The sequence below is a fragment of the Pseudomonas sp. HP_01 genome, from assembly GCF_055284355.1.
The window spans coordinates 92,230-110,626 of record NZ_JBTOPV010000056.1; the positions used below are offsets into that span (position 1 = coordinate 92,230).

The 18,397-nt window shown below is 60.6% G+C and carries 11 protein-coding genes; 6 read left to right on the forward strand and 5 right to left on the reverse strand.

Annotation, left to right across the window (positions count from 1 at the left end):
- Positions 1 to 10 precede the first annotated feature (10 nt).
- Positions 11 to 2,635, forward strand: a complete 2,625-nt coding sequence (locus ACYAR8_RS22150) for a dermonecrotic toxin domain-containing protein (RefSeq protein WP_463581063.1) — start codon at positions 11 to 13, stop codon at positions 2,633 to 2,635.
- A 20-nt stretch (positions 2,636 to 2,655) separates the two neighbouring features.
- On the opposite strand, the gene ACYAR8_RS22155 is transcribed toward ACYAR8_RS22150, so the two are convergent.
- Complete coding sequence (locus ACYAR8_RS22155; protein WP_463581064.1) at positions 2,656 to 4,458, reverse strand: acyl-CoA dehydrogenase; 1,803 nt, start codon at positions 4,456 to 4,458, stop codon at positions 2,656 to 2,658.
- A gap of 218 nt (positions 4,459 to 4,676) precedes the next feature.
- Positions 4,677 to 8,630 (reverse strand): trifunctional transcriptional regulator/proline dehydrogenase/L-glutamate gamma-semialdehyde dehydrogenase, encoded by a 3,954-nt coding sequence (gene putA, locus ACYAR8_RS22160; RefSeq protein ID WP_463581065.1) that lies wholly within the window; start codon positions 8,628 to 8,630, stop codon positions 4,677 to 4,679.
- Between the two features lie 430 nt (positions 8,631 to 9,060).
- On the opposite strand from putA, the gene putP reads away from it, so the two are divergent.
- Positions 9,061 to 10,545 carry a sodium/proline symporter PutP gene (gene putP, locus ACYAR8_RS22165; protein WP_074890740.1) on the forward strand — a complete coding sequence of 495 codons (1,485 nt, stop codon included), beginning with the start codon at positions 9,061 to 9,063 and terminating at the stop codon, positions 10,543 to 10,545.
- Positions 10,546 to 10,602: 57 nt separating this feature from the next.
- On the opposite strand, the gene ACYAR8_RS22170 is transcribed toward putP, so the two are convergent.
- Positions 10,603 to 11,274 (reverse strand): polysaccharide lyase family 7 protein, encoded by a 672-nt coding sequence (locus tag ACYAR8_RS22170; protein ID WP_074890738.1) that lies wholly within the window; start codon positions 11,272 to 11,274, stop codon positions 10,603 to 10,605.
- Positions 11,275 to 11,590: 316 nt separating this feature from the next.
- On the opposite strand from ACYAR8_RS22170, the gene ACYAR8_RS22175 reads away from it, so the two are divergent.
- From ACYAR8_RS22175 to ACYAR8_RS22185, 3 genes are read left to right on the forward strand one after another with little or no spacing between them, the layout of a single operon-like run.
- A complete protein-coding gene (locus tag ACYAR8_RS22175; RefSeq protein ID WP_463581066.1) occupies positions 11,591 to 13,732 on the forward strand; it encodes a putative bifunctional diguanylate cyclase/phosphodiesterase in 2,142 nt (713 codons plus the stop codon).
- A 57-nt stretch (positions 13,733 to 13,789) separates the two neighbouring features.
- Entirely contained in the window at positions 13,790 to 14,290 is a 501-nt protein-coding gene (locus ACYAR8_RS22180; RefSeq protein WP_425438882.1) for a YgjP-like metallopeptidase domain-containing protein, read from the forward strand.
- A 31-nt stretch (positions 14,291 to 14,321) separates the two neighbouring features.
- Positions 14,322 to 14,618 (forward strand): winged helix-turn-helix domain-containing protein, encoded by a 297-nt coding sequence (locus ACYAR8_RS22185; protein WP_074890732.1) that lies wholly within the window; start codon positions 14,322 to 14,324, stop codon positions 14,616 to 14,618.
- A gap of 79 nt (positions 14,619 to 14,697) precedes the next feature.
- On the opposite strand, the gene ACYAR8_RS22190 is transcribed toward ACYAR8_RS22185, so the two are convergent.
- Positions 14,698 to 15,156: a GNAT family N-acetyltransferase gene (locus ACYAR8_RS22190; protein WP_463581119.1), complete on the reverse strand. Its 459-nt coding sequence runs from the start codon at positions 15,154 to 15,156 to the stop codon at positions 14,698 to 14,700.
- 205 nt (positions 15,157 to 15,361) lie between these two features.
- Between ACYAR8_RS22190 and ACYAR8_RS22195 the strand changes: the two genes are divergently transcribed.
- Positions 15,362 to 16,099 carry a substrate-binding periplasmic protein gene (locus ACYAR8_RS22195; protein WP_463581067.1) on the forward strand — a complete coding sequence of 246 codons (738 nt, stop codon included), beginning with the start codon at positions 15,362 to 15,364 and terminating at the stop codon, positions 16,097 to 16,099.
- Here ACYAR8_RS22195 and yccS read toward each other — a convergent pair.
- Positions 16,080 to 18,287, reverse strand: coding sequence for a YccS family putative transporter (gene yccS / locus ACYAR8_RS22200; protein ID WP_463581068.1), 2,208 nt, complete (start codon positions 18,285 to 18,287; stop codon positions 16,080 to 16,082). The two genes, ACYAR8_RS22195 and yccS, sit on opposite strands and share 20 nt — an antisense overlap.
- Positions 18,288 to 18,397 lie beyond the last annotated feature (110 nt).

Here is an 18,397-nt window from a genome sequence, read left to right on the forward strand (position 1 = left end):
ATAAATATGTATGGCAGATGGCGCCGCGAAATCTGATCACGTCTGGCGTTCATTTCAGCAAGAAGCGATTCGCGCCATGCAGATTTCAAACACAGCAGTAGCCGCCTTATCAGACGAGCGCCAACTCAAGCAGATAGCCAAGCGCTACGCTGCCGACTATCCCGATCTCCATGACCTCGCCAAGTCTGCCGCGCAGAGCATCCTCTTTCGGCACACGGGTAAGCACCTCGATCCCGACCATGTGTATTGGCATCGTTTTACGACGGCCAGTAGCAGCGAGTTATCCTTCACTGGGTGGAAACACGCCGGCACACCGGTGCAGTCGATGACCATGATCGAGCTGTTGATCCATCGGTTCGAGGTAAGCGACCAATCATCTGCAGACGAGCTGGCTCTCTACGGCGGCTTTTACACGGACGGCCCCAGTCACGAGTTTTACGACGAGCGCAATGAAGTTCGCCTGTTGCCCGAGGAGGTCCTTCGGGATTTCTGGGCGCTGGATTTCAGCGCGGGCTATCGCCGCAAAATGGACCGGTTCTGGACGCGACACAGTGATAACTTTTGCTTGCTCGCCAAGGCCAGCTACCTGGCGCGTGCCGGGGAAAGCGTTGCCAGGCGCCATCTTTCTCTTGCGGATTTCCAGACGGTGCGAAGCGTCATCAGCCAAGACCCGATGCCCCGATTGGAACAGCTGCGTACCGCAGCGCCAGCGTCGCCGGGTGTCTTGGTGTTTCCTTTAGAGCTCGGTGCATTCAAAGCTCGGGACATATTGCGCATTGTCGGGCCCGGGGAAAGGCAGATTCTGTACCTCGGCGGTGAGGCGAGGCCCTTTCGCAGCTTCGATACCCATCAGCACCTTTACCAATGGCTCAAGGGGCAGTTTCTTTCCTTGAGAACCCGAGCGTCCATCTGCGCCCGCTTTTTGCGTTCGTCGAACGACTGGCAAACACATCGCGATGCGTTTCAGCGCGATGTCGCGCAGCTTCTGAGCCGAGCTCAAGACCTTGAGGGCACGGATCGACTCGTCAATCGAACCGGCGAGCCGATTGCGGGTGATCCATTCGTTTATCTGCGCGAGGTCGCGCGCAGCGACATGACCAATGACGCAGACGCGTTGTTGACAAGCAACGCCGACCTGCGCAAACAGATCTGGCTGGGTTATCTGAACACTTTCCTTTCGGTGTTTGGCAACCTTGCGCCCCTGGGCTGGCCGATGGCGCTGGCGGTTGTGGGTGCCAGTGCCGCCAATGTCGGCCTGAGCATCGATCAGGCTGTGAACGCAAGAACCTCCGCGCAGCGTAGTCTCGGTGTTCAGAGCGCGATCAGCAGCGCGATCTACCTTTTTTTCAATTTACCTTTTCTGCTGCGCACGGGGGCGGGTGTCAACACGGCCTGGCCACGTGTGAGCCCGCGGCCGGGTGAGTTACCCGGCAACCCGCTGTCAGGCATGCCGGGCGACATCGTTCTTGAGTCTCAACTGCCTGCGGCCCAGGACGGGCGCTTTCAAGGCACCTATCAATTAGGGGATGGCGAGACGTGGGTGACGGTCGGACGCGAGGCCCATCGCGTAAGTTTCGATGAGCACCTCGGAAGCTGGGTGATTGTCGATGCAGACAATCCTTTCGCTTTCAACGGTCGCTGTCCGGTGGTGCTCAGCGCTGATGGCTACTGGCAACGCCTGCCTGCGCCGGGATTGGCGGGCGGCATGCCGATGGACAGCGTCGCAGCCGGCGCTTCAGATCAGCCACGGTTTACTCCCGTTCAGTCTACGTTCTGGGATCGTTTCATGCAGTTGAATCTGTTCGACGGAAAGCTCTATTCCGAAGCCGCGGTTGCACGGCAGGAATCGGTAGTCGAGGTTTACCGAATGGAACCGCAGGAGGTCGTTACTTCCGACTCGGACGGTGAGGACGTCCACTTCGATGAGTGGGGGGCCAGGCATCGGGTATATCGCACTGCGGAGGGAGAGTATTTCGCGTCGAACATTACGGCCTACACCCACGATGATGAGGCGTACAACCAGTTTTTACGCACCGGTGTGCCGAAATATCCTGATCAGGTCGCAATGCTCAGTCGGTTTGTGGAGGACGTCATTACCGTGGGCAGCAACAACGATGTGGCGCTTTATCGAGGGGGCAGCGGCGCGAGAGGTACGTCGGGGGCTTTTTTTCGTACCGGCGACGTTCAGGCGGGGGATGTACTCGTGAACACCGATATCACCTCCTTCAGCGAGAACCCTTACATGGCGCGGACGTTCGCCAGTAGCCAGGGAGGGATGCACGCCAGCGCGACGGAGGAGCCGATTCGTTTCGATGACACCAGCGTAGTCTTCGTATTGCCCGAAAAAAGCTACCTGGGTGCCGCACCCATTGCTCCTTTTTCCGCCAGCCCGGAAGAGGCTGAAGCTGTTTTCCTGCCAGGCCATTACTTTCAGATCGACAGTATCGAGCACGTTCTCGGTACGTTTTATCAGTTCATGAAAGTGCAGTTGCGCGAGATCGGAGGACCTCTGGAGGGGCGCAAACTGCTTGACCTGCGTACCGGGGAGGCTTTCAGTCGCGAACAGTATGCCGCCCGACTGGGCAGTGACGCGAAGGCCTTGACGGACTTCTTCTTTCCCCTCTCAACCTCGTAATAACCCAAGGGGTCAGTCGCTTAAAACCACCCCTCCTGCATCGACAGACACGCATCATCCCGCCTTTCGAGAATCGCCAGTTCGTGATGGCAGCCCGGCACTTCCCAAGTAAGGAAGAACCGGGCGGCCTGCAGTTTGCCTTGGTAAAAATCGTGATCAGCGGCGGTGCCGCGATTTAAACCTTCCTGCGCCCGAATCGCCTGTTCCAGCCAGCGCCAGCCAATCACCGCGTGTCCGAACGCCTTCATGTACAGCGCGGAGTTGGCCAGTGCCGCGTTGACCTTGCCCTGGCTCAGGTCGGTCAGCAGGCCGAGGGTCACCGCTTGCAGCCGGGCGACCAGTTGCTCCAGGGGTTGCCGCAATCCCGCCAGCGATTCGTGGGCCTGCGCCCGCTCACAGGTATCAGCGATAAGCCGAATCAGCTGTTTGAGCCCGGCACCCCCGTTCTGTGCCAGTTTCCGGCCCAGCAGGTCCAGCGACTGAATGCCGTGGGTGCCTTCATGAATCGGGTTCAGGCGGTTGTCGCGGTAGTACTGCTCCACCGGGTACTCCCGGGTATAGCCGTGGCCGCCGAGAATCTGGATCGCCAGTTCGTTGGCCTTCAGGCAGAACTCCGAAGGCCAGGACTTGACGATGGGCGTCAACAGATCGAGCAGCTCGTGAGCGTGTTTTCGCGCCTCCTCGCTCTCGCCCGTTTGTGTGTCGTCGAACAGGCGAGCGGCGTACAGGCCCAGGTCAAACGAGCCCTCGACGTAGGCTTTTTGCGTCAAGAGCATGCGTTTGACGTCAGCATGCTGAATGATGGACACCGGCGAGCCGTCCGGCGACTTGCTGTCAGGCAGTCGGCCTTGTGGGCGTTCGCGGGCGTATTCCAGTGAGTACAAGTAACCGGCGTAGCCCAGCATGACCGCCCCCATGCCGACGCCGATGCGTGCCTCGTTCATCATCTGGAACATGCAGCTCAGGCCCTGATGCGGCTTGCCAACCAAATAGCCGACGCAGTTGCCGTTGTCGCCGAAGTTCAGCGCCGTGGACGTGGTGCCGCGCCAGCCCATCTTGTGAAACAGGCCGGCCAGAATGACGTCGTTGCGCTCACCGAGGCTGCCGTCGTCGTTAACCAGAAACTTCGGAACGATGAACAGTGAAATACCTTTCACCCCCGCGGGTGCGTCGGGCAGTTTAGCGAGGACCAGATGGACGATGTTTTCGGAGAGTGGGTGATCGCCGCCCGAGATAAAAATCTTGTTGCCGCGCAGGCGATAGCTGCCGTCTTCGGCGGGCTCGGCGCGTGTGCGAATGTCTGACAGCGACGAGCCTGCGTGGGGCTCGGTCAAGGCCATGGTGCCGGAGAAACGGCCCTCGATCATCGGTTGCAGGAAGCGCCGCTTTTGCTCGTCGGTGCCAAAGTTCTCAATGAGATTCGCCGCGCCCATTGTAAGGAAGGGGTAGGACGCCGTCGCGGCATTGGCGGACTGAAAATGGGCAAAACAGGCCTGGGACAGCAATGTCGGCAGTTGCATGCCGCCGACTTCGAAGTCCCGGGCGGCGTTGAGAAAACCTGCCTCCAGGAAAGCGTCTACGGCAGGTTTCACTTCCGGGATCAGCACCGCTGCGCCGTTCTCGTAGCGCGGCTCGTTCTCGTCGTTTTTGCGGTTGTGGGGTGCGAAGTATTTTTCCGCGATGTTGCGCGCCGTGCTGATCGCTGCGTCAAAGGTTTCCCGGCTGTGCTCGGCGAAACGTTCGCGTTGGGTAAGCGCCTCTGCGTCCAGCACTTCATACAGCTCGAAAGCCAGATTGCGGGAGCTGAGCAACGTCTCGGACATGGCGGCGTACCTTTCTTGGGAATGCCGTCGAGTCTAGGTGGGCGGGGAAGGGGTGAACAGGATGATTGATGCGGGTGATGGAGGTATCAAACGATCAAGGCAGGCTCGCCGAATTCGGTGTAGGAGCGCGCTTGCCCGCGAACGCGTCAGGTCAAACACTGCTGTGGTGTCTGACCGAATGCATTCGCGGGCAAGCGCGCTCCTACAACGGGGCTGGGTTATCCGATCGTCATGAGGCTCGCGTTACCGCCTGCTGCTGCGGTGTTGACGCTCAGCGCACGCTCGATCACCAGGCGCTCCAACGGAATGTTGGTTTCGCCTTTGGACAAACCGTGTACGCCGACAATGGCACCGCTGCGTTGAGCGACCTGTTCGCAGATGGCGCGCAGCTGATCGGAATCACCGTGGTGCAATACCGCGTCAATGGCGACCTCGTCCTTCTGCCAGTCGGCAACCAGCTTGATGCGCGACTGAACGTCCTTGGGCAGACGGTTACGCAGCGACTTGCCCGGTTCCCCGTCCAGCATGATCGCCGTGCTGCCCACCGCCATCACGGCGGCCAGTTGCGCCAACAGATCCGTCTCGTCTTCGGCCAGGCACAACACGTGTTCACGGGGCAGGATGCTGTAGCTGTTGCGCTCGCCGGTCGGGCCCATGAGCGTGCGGGTCACGCCGCTCTGGGATTCTTCGGCGAACTGGCTGCACAGAGCTTCAAGGTCGCTGAGTTGCTGGCTGCTTGCCCAGGCCTTGAGCGCATTCAGCGGCTTGAGCACGGCCTCTTGCATGCGGGTGTCCGGTGCCTGTAGCGCATCGCGGGCGGCAAAGGATTTCTGCACGGCGTCGGCGGGGCGGGTCGACAGCAAACGGTACAGGTACAGCGGGCCACCGGCTTTCGGACCGGTGCCCGACAAGCCTTCGCCACCGAACGGCTGCACACCCACCACGGCGCCAACGATGTTGCGGTTGACGTACATGTTGCCGGCGTTGACGTTGTCGATCACCTTGGCGATGGTCTCGTCGATGCGCGTATGTACACCTAATGTCAGGCCGTACCCGGATGCATTGATCTGGGTGATCAATTGATCCAGCTCACGGCGCTTGTAGCGCACGACATGCAGTACCGGGCCGAAGATTTCCCGTTGCAACTCGTCGAAGCTGTCCAGCTCGATCAGCGTCGGCATCACGTAGGTGCCGCGTTTGATTTCGTCGCTGTCGGCAATGGCGACCTGATACACATTACGGCCTTTGTCACGCATGGCCTGAATGTGTTTCTCGATGCCGGCTTTGGCTTCCTGATCGATTACCGGGCCGATGTCCACCGACAGGCGCTCCGGGTTGCCGAGGCGGCTCTCAGCCATCGCCCCTTTGAGCATCTCGATGACGCGGTCCGCAGAATCTTCCTGCAAGCACAGCACGCGCAGCGCGGAGCAGCGTTGGCCTGCGCTGTCGAACGCCGAGGACACCACGTCGATGACCACTTGTTCGGTCAGGGCCGAGGAGTCGACGATCATCGCGTTCTGGCCGCCGGTTTCAGCGATCAGCGGAATCGGCCGGCCCTGGGCATCGAGACGGCCGGCGACGTTGCGTTGCAGCAAACGGGCAACTTCGGTGGAGCCGGTGAACATGACGCCCTTGACGCGATCGTCGCCCACCAGCCGTGCGCCGACGGTTTCACCCCGGCCCGGCAGCAGTTGCACCACGCCTTCGGGAATACCGGCTTCGAGCAGAATGCGGACGGCCTGTGCGGCGATCAGCGGTGTCTGCTCCGCGGGTTTGGCGAGTACCGGGTTGCCGGCCGCCAGCGCTGCCGCGACCTGACCGCTGAAGATGGCCAGCGGGAAGTTCCACGGGCTGATGCACACCACGGGGCCCAGAGGGCGATGAGCGTCGTTGCTGAAATCGTTGCGCGCCTGCACCGCGTAGTAACGCAGGAAATCCACCGCCTCGCGCACTTCGGCAATGGCGTTGGCGAACGTCTTGCCGGCTTCGCGGGCCAGCAGGCCCATCAACGGTTGAATCTCGGCTTCCATCAGGTCGGCGGCACGCTCGAGGATCGCGGCACGTTCGGCGGGCGGTGTTGCTTGCCAGATCGGTCCGGCGCTGAGGGCGCTGAGCAGGGCATTATCGACGTCCTCCAGACTCGCTTCCTGCACGTGACCGACCACGTCACGCAGATCGGACGGGTTCAGGACAGGCACCTCAGTGCCGGCGCTGACCGGGCTGCCCAGCATCGGGCCGGCTTTCCAGTCGTTGTGCGCCGTGGCGAGCAAGGCGGAAGAGAGCGAGGCCAGACGATGTTCGTTGGCCATGTCGATGCCGGCGGAGTTTGCGCGCTCACTGCCGTACAGGTCGCGTGGCAACGGAATGCGCGGATGCGGCAGGCCGAAGCCACCTTCCTGGGTCGCCATGCGCTCGATGCTGGACACTGGATCGGCCACCAATTCCTGTATCGAAATCGACTGGTCGGCAATGCGGTTGACGAAGGAGGTGTTGGCGCCGTTTTCCAGCAGTCGGCGCACCAGATATGCCAGCAGCGTTTCGTGGGTACCGACCGGTGCGTACACGCGGCACGGCCGGTTAAGCTTGCCGTCGGCGACTTTGCCCACGACCTGCTCATACAAGGGCTCGCCCATGCCGTGCAGGCATTGGAATTCGTACTGACCGGGGTAATAGTTCTGACCGGCGATGTGGTAAATGGCCGACAACGTGTGGGCGTTATGGGTCGCGAACTGCGGATAGATGACTTCCGGCACCGACAGCAGCTTGCGTGCGCACGCGATGTAGGAAACGTCGGTGTAAACCTTGCGGGTGTAGACCGGGTAGCCTTCCAGGCCTTCGACCTGAGCGCGCTTGATTTCACTGTCCCAGTACGCGCCTTTCACCAGACGGATCATCAGGCGATGGCGGCTGCGGCGTGCCAGGTCGATGACGTAATCGATCACATACGGGCAGCGCTTCTGATACGCCTGAATGACAAAACCGATACCGTTCCAGCCGGTCAGTTGCGGCTCGAAGCACAGTCGTTCAAGCAGATCCAGCGACAGCTCCAGGCGATCGGCCTCTTCGGCGTCGATGTTCAGGCCGATGTCGTATTGCTTGGCCAGCAAGGTCAGCGACAGCAGGCGCGGGTACAACTCGTCCATCACGCGCTCGTATTGCGCCCGGCTGTAACGCGGGTGCAGGGCGGACAACTTGATGGAGATGCCCGGACCTTCATAGATGCCACGGCCGTGGGACGCTTTGCCGATGGAGTGGATGGCTTGCTCGTAGGAGGCCAGGTATTTCTGCGCGTCGTGCTCGGTCAGCGCTGCTTCGCCGAGCATGTCGTAGGAATAACGGAAGCCTTTCGCCTCGAACTTGCTGGCGTTGGCCAGGGCTTCGGCGATGGTTTCGCCGGTGACGAACTGCTCGCCCATCAGGCGCATGGCCATGTCCACGCCCTTGCGGATCATCGGCTCGCCGGACTTGCCGATGATGCGACTGAGCGAAGAGGTCAGGCCGGCCTCATTGTGGGTGCTGACCAGTTTGCCGGTCAGCAGCAGGCCCCACGTGGCGGCGTTGACGAACAGCGACGGGCTGTTGCCCAGATGCGGGTGCCAGTTGCCGGTGCTGATCTTGTCGCGGATCAATGCGTCGCGTGTGCCTTTGTCGGGGATACGCAACAGGGCTTCGGCCAGGCACATCAACGCCACGCCTTCCTGGGATGACAGCGAGAATTCCTGCAGCAGGCCCTGGACGATGCCGGCGCGGCCACCCGCGCTCTTCTGGTTGCGCAGCTTTTCAGCGATCGACGCCGCAAGCTTGTGGGTGGCATCGGCCATCGGCGCAGGGAGGCGCGCCTGCTCGATGAGCATGGGCACCACTTCAGGCTCGGGGCGGCGGTAGGCGGAGGTGATCGCAGCGCGCAGGACTGACTGGGGAAGGATGCTTTCGGCGAATTCAAGAAATGCCTGATGGACGTTGTCGGCGAGCAAGTCACCCTGATCGTCGGCGTCTTTGCCACCCTGACCACTGAGTTCATTCAGGGTCGCACCGCCCTCGAGCTTCTCGAGATAATTAAAGATCGCCTGCTTGATCAGCCAGTGGGGCGTCCGGTCGATGGAGTGCGCCGCCGCTTTCAAGCGCTCGCGGGTGGGGTCGTCGAGTTTGACACCGAGGGTGGTGGTGGCCATTTCTTATCCTCATGACAGCCACGATCATGTGGCTTAGCTGCGGCAAGATTAGCTGTCGGGCTGTAAGGGTGCAACCGGGTGCAACCGCTTTTTTCAAAGTGTTTCAGGCGTGCCCTGTGATGAGTCGATTCAGCGGTAGCCCGCCAGTTTCGGGTGCCGCGCACGGCAGGGCTCTATATGGCAGCTCCCCCGCAAACAGGGTCTGTAGTGGCCAGTCAGCTAAATTGTAAAAAAGGAGGGGAATGGCGGTTTTCGGGTTGCACCTGCTCCGGGATGTCCTCTAGGATGCGCCGCTTTGGTGCATTCAAGCGGTGTGCAGCGGCGAACTTTTTGCCAGCCCGCGACATACGCGAGCGGCCGTGCGCGAACCTGATGCCTCAGGGAAATTCGCTCTGCTCGCGCCTATAAAAACAACGCCGGAATCTAACCGATGAGTGTCAGCAATCCTACCTTGATCACCTTCGTGATCTACATCGCTGCAATGGTCCTCATAGGACTCATGGCCTACCGCTCCACCAATAATCTCTCGGACTACATTCTCGGCGGGCGCAGCCTCGGCAGTGTGGTCACGGCGCTTTCAGCAGGCGCATCGGACATGAGCGGCTGGCTGCTCATGGGCCTGCCGGGGGCAATCTACATGTCCGGCCTGTCGGAAAGCTGGATTGCCATCGGGCTCATCATCGGCGCCTACCTGAACTGGCTGTTCGTTGCCGGTCGCCTGCGGGTACAGACCGAACACAACGGCGATGCGCTCACCTTGCCGGATTACTTTTCCAGCCGTTTCGAAGACAACAGCGGTTTGCTGCGGGTGATTTCGGCCATCGTGATTCTGGTGTTCTTCACGATCTACTGCGCTTCCGGCATCGTCGCCGGCGCGCGGCTGTTCGAGAGCACCTTCGGCATGTCCTACGAAACTGCCTTGTGGGCCGGCGCTGCGGCGACGATTGCCTACACCTTCATCGGCGGCTTCCTGGCGGTCAGTTGGACGGACACCGTGCAAGCGACCCTGATGATCTTTGCGCTGATCCTCACGCCAATCATCGTGCTTCTGGCGACCGGAGGTATCGACACCACGTTCATGGCGATCGAAGCGCAGGACCCGAGCAACTTCGACATGCTCAAGAACACCACTTTCATCGGCATCATTTCGCTGATGGGCTGGGGTCTGGGCTACTTCGGTCAGCCGCACATCCTGGCGCGCTTCATGGCCGCTGACTCGGTCGGCTCGATCGCCAAGGCGCGTCGCATTTCCATGACCTGGATGATCCTCTGTCTGGGCGGCACCGTTGCCGTGGGCTTCTTCGGCATCGCGTACTTTTCGGCACATCCTGAGCTGGCGGGTCCGGTGACCGAAAACCACGAGCGCGTCTTCATCGAGCTGGCCAAGATCCTGTTCAATCCGTGGATTGCCGGCGTTCTGCTGTCGGCCATCCTTGCGGCGGTCATGAGCACGCTGAGCTGTCAGTTGCTGGTGTGTTCGAGTGCGCTGACCGAAGACTTCTACAAAGCCTTTCTACGCAAAAGCGCGTCCCAGACAGAGCTGGTGTGGGTCGGCCGAGCCATGGTTCTGCTGGTGGCGCTGATCGCCATCGCCTTGGCGGCGAATCCGGAAAACCGCGTGTTGGGTCTCGTCAGCTACGCGTGGGCCGGGTTCGGCGCGGCATTCGGGCCGGTGGTGCTGATCTCGGTGATCTGGAAAGGCATGACCCGCAACGGCGCGCTGGCGGGGATTCTGGTCGGCGCGATCACGGTCGTGGTGTGGAAGCATTTCGAACTGCTGGGTCTGTACGAAATCATCCCCGGCTTCATCTTCGCCAGTATCGCCATCGTGGTCTTCAGCGCGATCGGCAAAGGCCCGACGCCGGGCATGTTGACGCGCTTTGAAGCAGCAGAAAAAGAGTACCAGGCGGCGTAAGGGCTGCCTGCTCAAGAGCCCGGGCGACACTAACGCTCGGGCTCCCTCGCGAGCGCATCAGCTCTTGTTGTGGTCGGCGTCCAGGTTGAAGAACATGGTCTTGCCGCCTTCGCTGGTATAGCCCGTGTGGTCTTGGGTGTAGACCCCGGCCTTGAAGTAAAGCTGCTGTTTGCTCCAGGTGGCGCTGATCCGGTCGTTCCAGCCCATGCCGTGGGCGGTCACGCTGAGTAACCCGGCTTTATTGAGGTGGATGACGTAGTTGAACGTCTCGTTCAGGCTCACGTTTTCCGCAACCGTGATCACACGCGCCTTTTTGTCGTCGGGGTGATAGCGAACCTTGGCGACAATGTTGCCCATGTGCGTCGCTTCCAGGTACTGATATTCGAGCTTCAGCAGCGGCTGCGTGCTGTCGTAGACATGGATCTGACCGATGACGACCCTGCCGGAAGACGGCACCTGAAGGACCTTGAGCTTGGCATTCAGGTAATTGTCAGCGTCCTGGTAGTACCAGTTGTGCAGCGTGCCGTTGGACCAGGTCTCGCGCAATTCCGTACGTGGGTAGATCGCGTTGGCGGTCTTGCTTCCGGTGACCGGCGCCCAGAATGTGACGTTCGATGAGCCGGATTTGAAATACTTGTCGTCGTAACCTTGAAGCAGTTGTTGTGTCTCGATAGTGGCGGGGGGCGAGCCCACTGGAATGCTGAGATTCCACGTTCCCAAATCAATCATGTCTAGTCGTCCGATATGTCTCATTGCCAGCAAAGTTGCGGGCGAAAGGGGGTTGGGGGCGGCTTTTTATACGGTTACACGACGCGTTTGTTAACGTGAATCTGTCGGATGGTTGACGTCAAAGTGCCGCTATTTGACCCGCAGCGCAGAGTCCTCCTGACATTCAGCGCCGTTACCGTTAGTCGGTTGGATGGCACTTTTCGGATGGCACTACTATCGGCGCCTTCTTTTTTCTCCAATCGAAGCTAGAGTAATGGGCTATCAGACCCTCAGCGGGGGCGTTCCCCGGGCAGTAAAGTGAATGATGAGTAGCAGCATGGAATGCGTGCAGTCCCTGCCCTTAAGTGGCAAATCAGTATTGTTGGTTGTGGATGATTACCCTGAGAATCTGGTGACCATGTGCGCGGTGCTACAGCGCCAGGACCGGGAAATCATCACCGCCGCCTCAGGCATGGAAGCGTTGGGCATTTTGCTGGACAGAGATGTCGATCTGGTGCTTCTCGATGTGCAGATGCCGGACATGGATGGTTTCGAAGTTGCCCGCCTTATGCGTGGCAGTCTGCGAACGCGATTGACGCCGATCATTTTCCTCACCGCCAACGAACAATCCCGCGACTCGGTGCACAAGGGCTATGCCAGCGGCGCAGTCGATTACCTGTTCAAGCCGTTCGATCCCAATATTCTCAGGCCCAAGGTTCAGGCGCTTCTGGAGCAGCAGCACAATCGTCGTGCCCTGCAGAAGCTGAGCCGCGAGCTCGAGTCGGCGCGGGCATTCAACGCATCGGTGCTGGCGAATGTCGCCGAAGGCATTCTTGTGGTCTCCGAAGACGGCGTGATCAGTTTCGCCAATCCGGCGATCTGCCGCTTGCTGGGCATGACCGACGGCGAACTGCGCGGCACCGCGTTGTGCGCCTACCTGCACGAGCCCAGCGTCGGCGAATGGGCCGACTCCGGCTTTTATCACCACTATCGCCGTGCCGACACCTACCGCGTCCACGACGCCGTGCTGCGAACGCCCGAGGGGCGGCAGGTCCCGGTCGCCTTGTCGTGCGCGCCGCTGCCCGCCGAGCAACGCGCCATGGTGCTCAGCGTGCTCGACATGTCGGTGGTGCGTGACCTCTATAGTCAACTCGAACATCAGGCCGTGACGGATTCCCTCACCGGCCTGCTCAACCGCCGTGGTTTCTATCAGACGGTCGAAGGGATGCTGCTGCGCAATGAGCACGCGGGCAAATATCTGGTCGTGTTGTATCTGGATCTCGACGGCTTCAAGGATGTGAACGACTCCCTGGGTCACGACGCCGGCGATCAGGTATTGCAGTGGGTCGGCGCGCAATTGAAAGACTGCCTGCGTCCTTATGATGTGCTTGCGCGTATGGGTGGCGACGAGTTTGTCGTGGTTATCGACGGGCTGGACTTCCCCGAACATGCTGCCAAAGTCGCCGAAAAGCTGATCGAGCGTGTGTCCGCCCGGCGGCTGGTGGACGGGGTCGAAGCCACCCTGGGAGCCAGTATCGGCATCGCGGTGTACCCGGACTGCGGCACCAATCTGGATGGCCTGCTGCGTGCGGCGGACATTGCGATGTACGAAGCCAAGCGGGCAGGGCGTCAGCAATACCGCTTTTTCGATCAGTACATGAACGGCCGCGCGCGCTCGCGTCTGATGCTCGAAGAGAGCGTGCGCACGGCAATCGATGGCAAAGACTTTTCCATGGTCTACCAGCCGCAGGTCAACGTCGTCACCGGCAAGACGAGGGGCTTCGAGGCGCTGCTGCGCTGGCATCATCCGGACGCGGGCGACGTGCCCTCTGGCGTTTTCATTCCGCTGCTGGAAGAGACGCGGCTGATCAACAAGCTCGGCAGCTGGATTTTCGAACAGGGTGCGGCGCAACGCCAACGCTGGAGCGACGTGTTCCCGGATGATCTGGTCATGAGCGTCAGCGTGAGCCCGGCGCAATTCAGCCTGCCCAATCTGGCGGCCGAGCTGCAGCGCGCGATGCAGATACACGGCCTGAAACCCCGGCAGCTGGAAGTCGAGATCACCGAGCCATCGCTGGTCCACAATCTGGTGCACAGCCGCAAGCAGCTGCAGAGTCTGCATGACATCGGCGTGCGCGTGTCGCTGGATGATTTCGGTGCGGGGGACAGCTCCCTTGCCCACCTGCGTAACCTCGATCTGGACACCCTGAAGCTTGATCGACACTTCATTGGCGGCATGCTGGGATCGTCCCGGGATCTGGCCGTCGCGCGGAGCATCATTGACCTGTGTCGCATGCTCAATATCGAGGTGATTGCCGAGGGAGTCGAAACCTACGAGCAATATGAGTGGCTGGTCGACAACGGCTGCCAGATCATTCAGGGCTTTCTCATTGCTCATCCGATGCCGCCGCTGGAGGCAGAGCGTTTTGTCGAACCTGTTGAAATGCCGATAGCGTCACAGCTGCTCGGGCAGGACTGACGCGGTAGACTCGCGCTTTTCCCGCGACCTGGTTCGACCATGACTGTCCCCACGCCCATGCCGCTCAAGTACCTGCAAGCCTATCCCGAAGGTCTGCAGGATCAGGTTCGGCAATTGATCTCGCAGAATCGGCTGACGGAGTACCTGCAGCAGCGCTATCCCGATCGGCACGAAATCCAGAGCGACAAAGCGCTGTACGCCTACGCGCTGGCGCTCAAGCAGGAATACCTGCGCAACGCGCCGAACATCGACAAAGTGCTGTTCGACAACCGTCTGGACCTGACCCACCGCGCGCTGGGCCTGCACACCACGGTGTCGCGGGTGCAGGGCGGCAAACTCAAGTCCAAGAAGGAAATCCGCGTGGCGGCGTTGTTCAAGGAGGCGGCGCCGCAGTTTCTGAAGATGATCGTGGTCCACGAACTGGCGCATTTTAAAGAGTCGGACCACAACAAGGCGTTCTATCAGCTGTGCGAACACATGCAGCCGGGTTATCACCAGTTGGAATTCGACCTGCGCATCTACCTGACCTGGCGAGACATGCAGACGGCCGTGCGCTGATCAGCCGCTAACGCTTTTCAAGGAAGTTTTGATGGAAGTCAGCAAGACCAAGAGCAGTTTCTACCGCCGCCTGTATGTGGCGTATCTGATCGACAGCGGCATCGCCAGCAGCGTACCGGCCCTGACCGACGTCACCGGCATGCCCCGCCGCACAGCCCAGGACACCATCGCGGCGCTGGCTGATCTGGATATTGTCTGCGAGTTCGAACAACTCGATGGCGCCCGCAATCATGCCGGCGGTTACCGGATTCGTGACTGGGGCGCGATTGACCGCCGCTGGATCGAGGTCAATCTGCAGACCATCAAGACGGTGCTGGGGTACCCGTGACGTGGTGTCAGGGGCGTTGATACAAGAGCTTCCCGGCTGAAGCCGGTCCTACCAGGACCAATGAAGTTCCCAAGCAGGATCAGTCCAGATCGCGACGCATGCTGATGTGAGGAATGCCGTCCTCGACGTACACCTCGCCCACCGGGTTAAAACCGTAGCGACTGTAGTAACCCTGCAAATGCGCCTGGGCCGAGAGAAATATCGGCTGGTCCGGCCATCGGAGTTCCGCGTGTTTCAGCGCCTGAACCATTAATTCATGGCCCATTCCCTTGTTGCGCATTGACGGTGCAGTCACCACGCGGCCGATGGTCACGTCACCGTTCTGCTGAATCGGGTCCAGCAGGCGCAGGTAAGCGACCAACTCATCATCCTGCCAGGCCATCAGATGGCAGGTATCGCCCAGCAAATCCTGGCCATCGACGTCCAGATACCAGCATTTCTGCTCCACCACGAACACCTGCGCCCTGAGTTGCAGAATGGCGTACAGCTGCTCTTTTCCAAGGTCGGTATGGTGTTTGCAGATCCAGTTGATAGACATGACGCCGGCCTGCGAGAAGAAGTTGATGCCGGATACTAAACGCATATCGGCGCAAGCCCAAATTCGCGGCAAGCCGGGCGAGACGATGGTTCAGTGAACGGTGTTTCATTTTGTTGAACTGCGGCACAAACATCACAGTGTTACGAGTTGTGCAAAGCTCAAAATGAGTCTTCACTGAAGGCCAGTTGCCACAAGGAAGCTGAGCATGTCGCGTTTGCAGTGCGCCGCAGGGCTGTTGGGAATGATGCTGATAGCCCAAGGCGCGGTCGCGCAGACATTGCGTCTCGCCGGCGATGCATGGGCGCCTTATGCCGACGTGTCATTGCTGCACGACGGGCTTTCGACTGACCTGATTCGTACGGCGCTGGGTCGCGCCGGTTACGACACCGAATATGAACAAGTCCCGTGGGCGCGGGCGATTCACGGGCTGAGCGAAGGGCGGTATGACATCGTCATCAACGCCTGGTACAGCGAAGACCGCACGCGTATTGGCGTTTTCTCCGCACCCTACTTGATTAACCGCCTGCGCTTTCTGAAACGCAAAGACGCCTCCATCGAGTTTCAGAACCTGTCGCAGCTGCACGGCTATTCCATTGCCGTCGTGCGCGGTTACGCCTATTCGCCGGAATTCGACGCCGATGCCAACCTCGAAAAGGTGCCGGTGGCGAGTTTCTCGATCGCTGTCAGGATGCTCGCTGCGGGCAGAGTCGGCTTGACGGTGGAAGACGAGTACGCGGCACGGTTTGCCCTCAAGCGCGAGCCTGCAGACGTGCAGGCCGACGTCGAATTCCTGCCCAAATCACTCAGCGAAAACAGCCTGCATATGCTGGTGAGCCTCAAGCGGGCGGATCACCAGCAGATCGTTATGGATTTCGACAAGGCCATTGCTGACATGAAAGCCGACGGCACGTACGACAAGCTCATCAAGCTGCACGGTCTGTGATGTCGGCTTCTTTGACCGGTTCCTTGATCAGGTGCGCTGCCAGGGTGCGAAGTGGCCCTAATTGCCGGCAGATCAGCGCCAGTTGCGTCTGCACCAACCGCTGGCCTTCATCGATTTCTTCCGGCATCTGTTCCAGGCTCGTCGCCAGCGCTTCCTCGGTATCGCTTTGCACCGCCACCGGCTCACGCATCGCCAGGCTCTGGGCGATTTCATCAATGCTCGCGGCAAGGCTGGCTGCGGCGCCCTCGATCAGTTGCTCACGCACTTCGGGCGGCAGCGGTGCGTCCCGGTGCGCGCCCAGTCCCGACAGGTAACTGAGCAGGGTGTGTGACAGCACCAGGAAGCGGAAACCGACGTCGGCTTCTTTGCGGAAATGCCCCGGCTCCATCAGCATGTTGGCCAGTGTGGTGGACAGCGCCGCGTCAGCGTTATGGGCGTTGCGTCGGGCCAGTCGATAGGCCAGATCGTCGCTCTTGCCGTTCGCGTATTGCTGCATGATCTGGCGCATATAAATGCTGTTGCACGACAGCGTGTTGGCCAGCACCTTGTTCAGTCGACGACCTTGCCAGTCCGGCAGAAACAGGAACACCGCCAGGCCTGCGATCAGGCTGCCCAGCAGCGTGTCCAGCAGACGCGGCAGGAACACACCGTAGCCGTCGCCGACCTGATTGAAGCAGAACAGGATCATCACCGTGATCGCCGCCGTCGACAGCGTGTAGCGCGTGGTGCGGTTGACGAAGAACACTACGCCCGCCAGCACCGCGCACATCGATTGCAGGACCGGTGTGGTGATCAGGTCGAACAGAATCCAGCCCGCCGTCAGGCCAATGGCCGTACCGATGATGCGCTGCCCGAGTTTGCGCCGCGTCGCGCCGTAGCTTGGCTGGCAGACGAACACCGTGGTGAGGATGATCCAGTACCCCTGGGACGGGTGAATCAGGTGAACCATGATGTAGCCGATGACCAGCGCCAGCGGCAGGCGCAGGGCGTGACGGAACAGCAGCGAGGTCGGCGTCAGTTGCAGGCGCAGGCGCGTCCAGACGTCCTTGAGGTTGCGCGGCGAGCGGTCAAGCAGGCTGCTGTCGGTGGCGTCGGCCAATGCGTCAGGGTTGCTCGCGTCGCTGAGCAGCCGGTCGAGGGTGCCAAGGTTATTGGCCAGCGCTCGCAACGAACGCAGCAGCCCGCGCCAGGCCGGGTTGCTTTGAATGCGCAGGTGCTCGAGGGACGCGCGCAGATCATTCAGCGCGTGGGCGAAGCTGTCGTCATAGATAAACGGCTGGCGAAGCTGGATCGACGCCGACAGGTCACGGCAGGCGCGACCTTGCTGGCGCAACAGGCGCTGGCAGCGAAACAGCACGTCGCTGTGGAAGAACGCCTCGGCCAGGGAATTGTAGGGATAGTGCGACGAACTGGCGCGCTCGTGGATGTCCTGGGCCAGAAAGTACAGCTTCAGGTAGCGACTGACTTTCGAACCCGGGCGGCCACTGCCGACGCGGTTAAGGATGATTTCCTTGGTCACGTTGAGCGCGCCGACGACCTTGCCGTTCTGCTTGGCAAGCTCCAGGCGCTTGGCTTCGATGTCGAGGGTGCGGATCGGCTCGAACAGCTCGGATTTGAGCTTCAGGTACAGGCCCAGCTCGCGAAACAGTCGGGCGAGCGCCTGCTGCACCGGCTGATTGGAAAACAGCATCTGCCAGAGCACCGACAGCAGGCCATACCACGCCGCGCCCGCAACCAGCAGCATGGGTTCGTGCCAGAAATCGGTGACTTCGCCACCGCGCTGATCGACGCCGATCATCGTGTAGACCGACAGAATCAGCGTCGCGTAGGCGATGGCGCCATAGCGCTCACCCAGCGCGCCGAGCATCGTCAGGCAGAAGGCGGCGAAGGCAAACGCACAGATGAACACCACGGGGTAGGGGAACAGCAGCTCTACGGACAGCGCCGCGATGCTGAAACACACCAGCGTCACGGCCAGCGCATTGAGGCGGCCTTGCCAGCTGTCATCGGTTTCCGCCAAGGCGCTGGCGATAATCCCGAGGAACAGCGGGATCAGCTGGGACATCTCGTTCTGGTACCAGCACAGCGCCATGCTGCCGGTCAGCGCGATGAAAACCCGCACGCTGTAGGAAAACTTGTCCAGCGCCCAGAGACGGCGGAATGTATTGCGCAACGATGTCGATGCCATGAACGCTGACGGCCTTGTTCGCGATTGATTTTGCTGAGGGATATGTACAGCGCCGGATGCGCGCTGTACATCCGGTTAGCAAGATTTATTCCGGGGCGGATGCCAATACC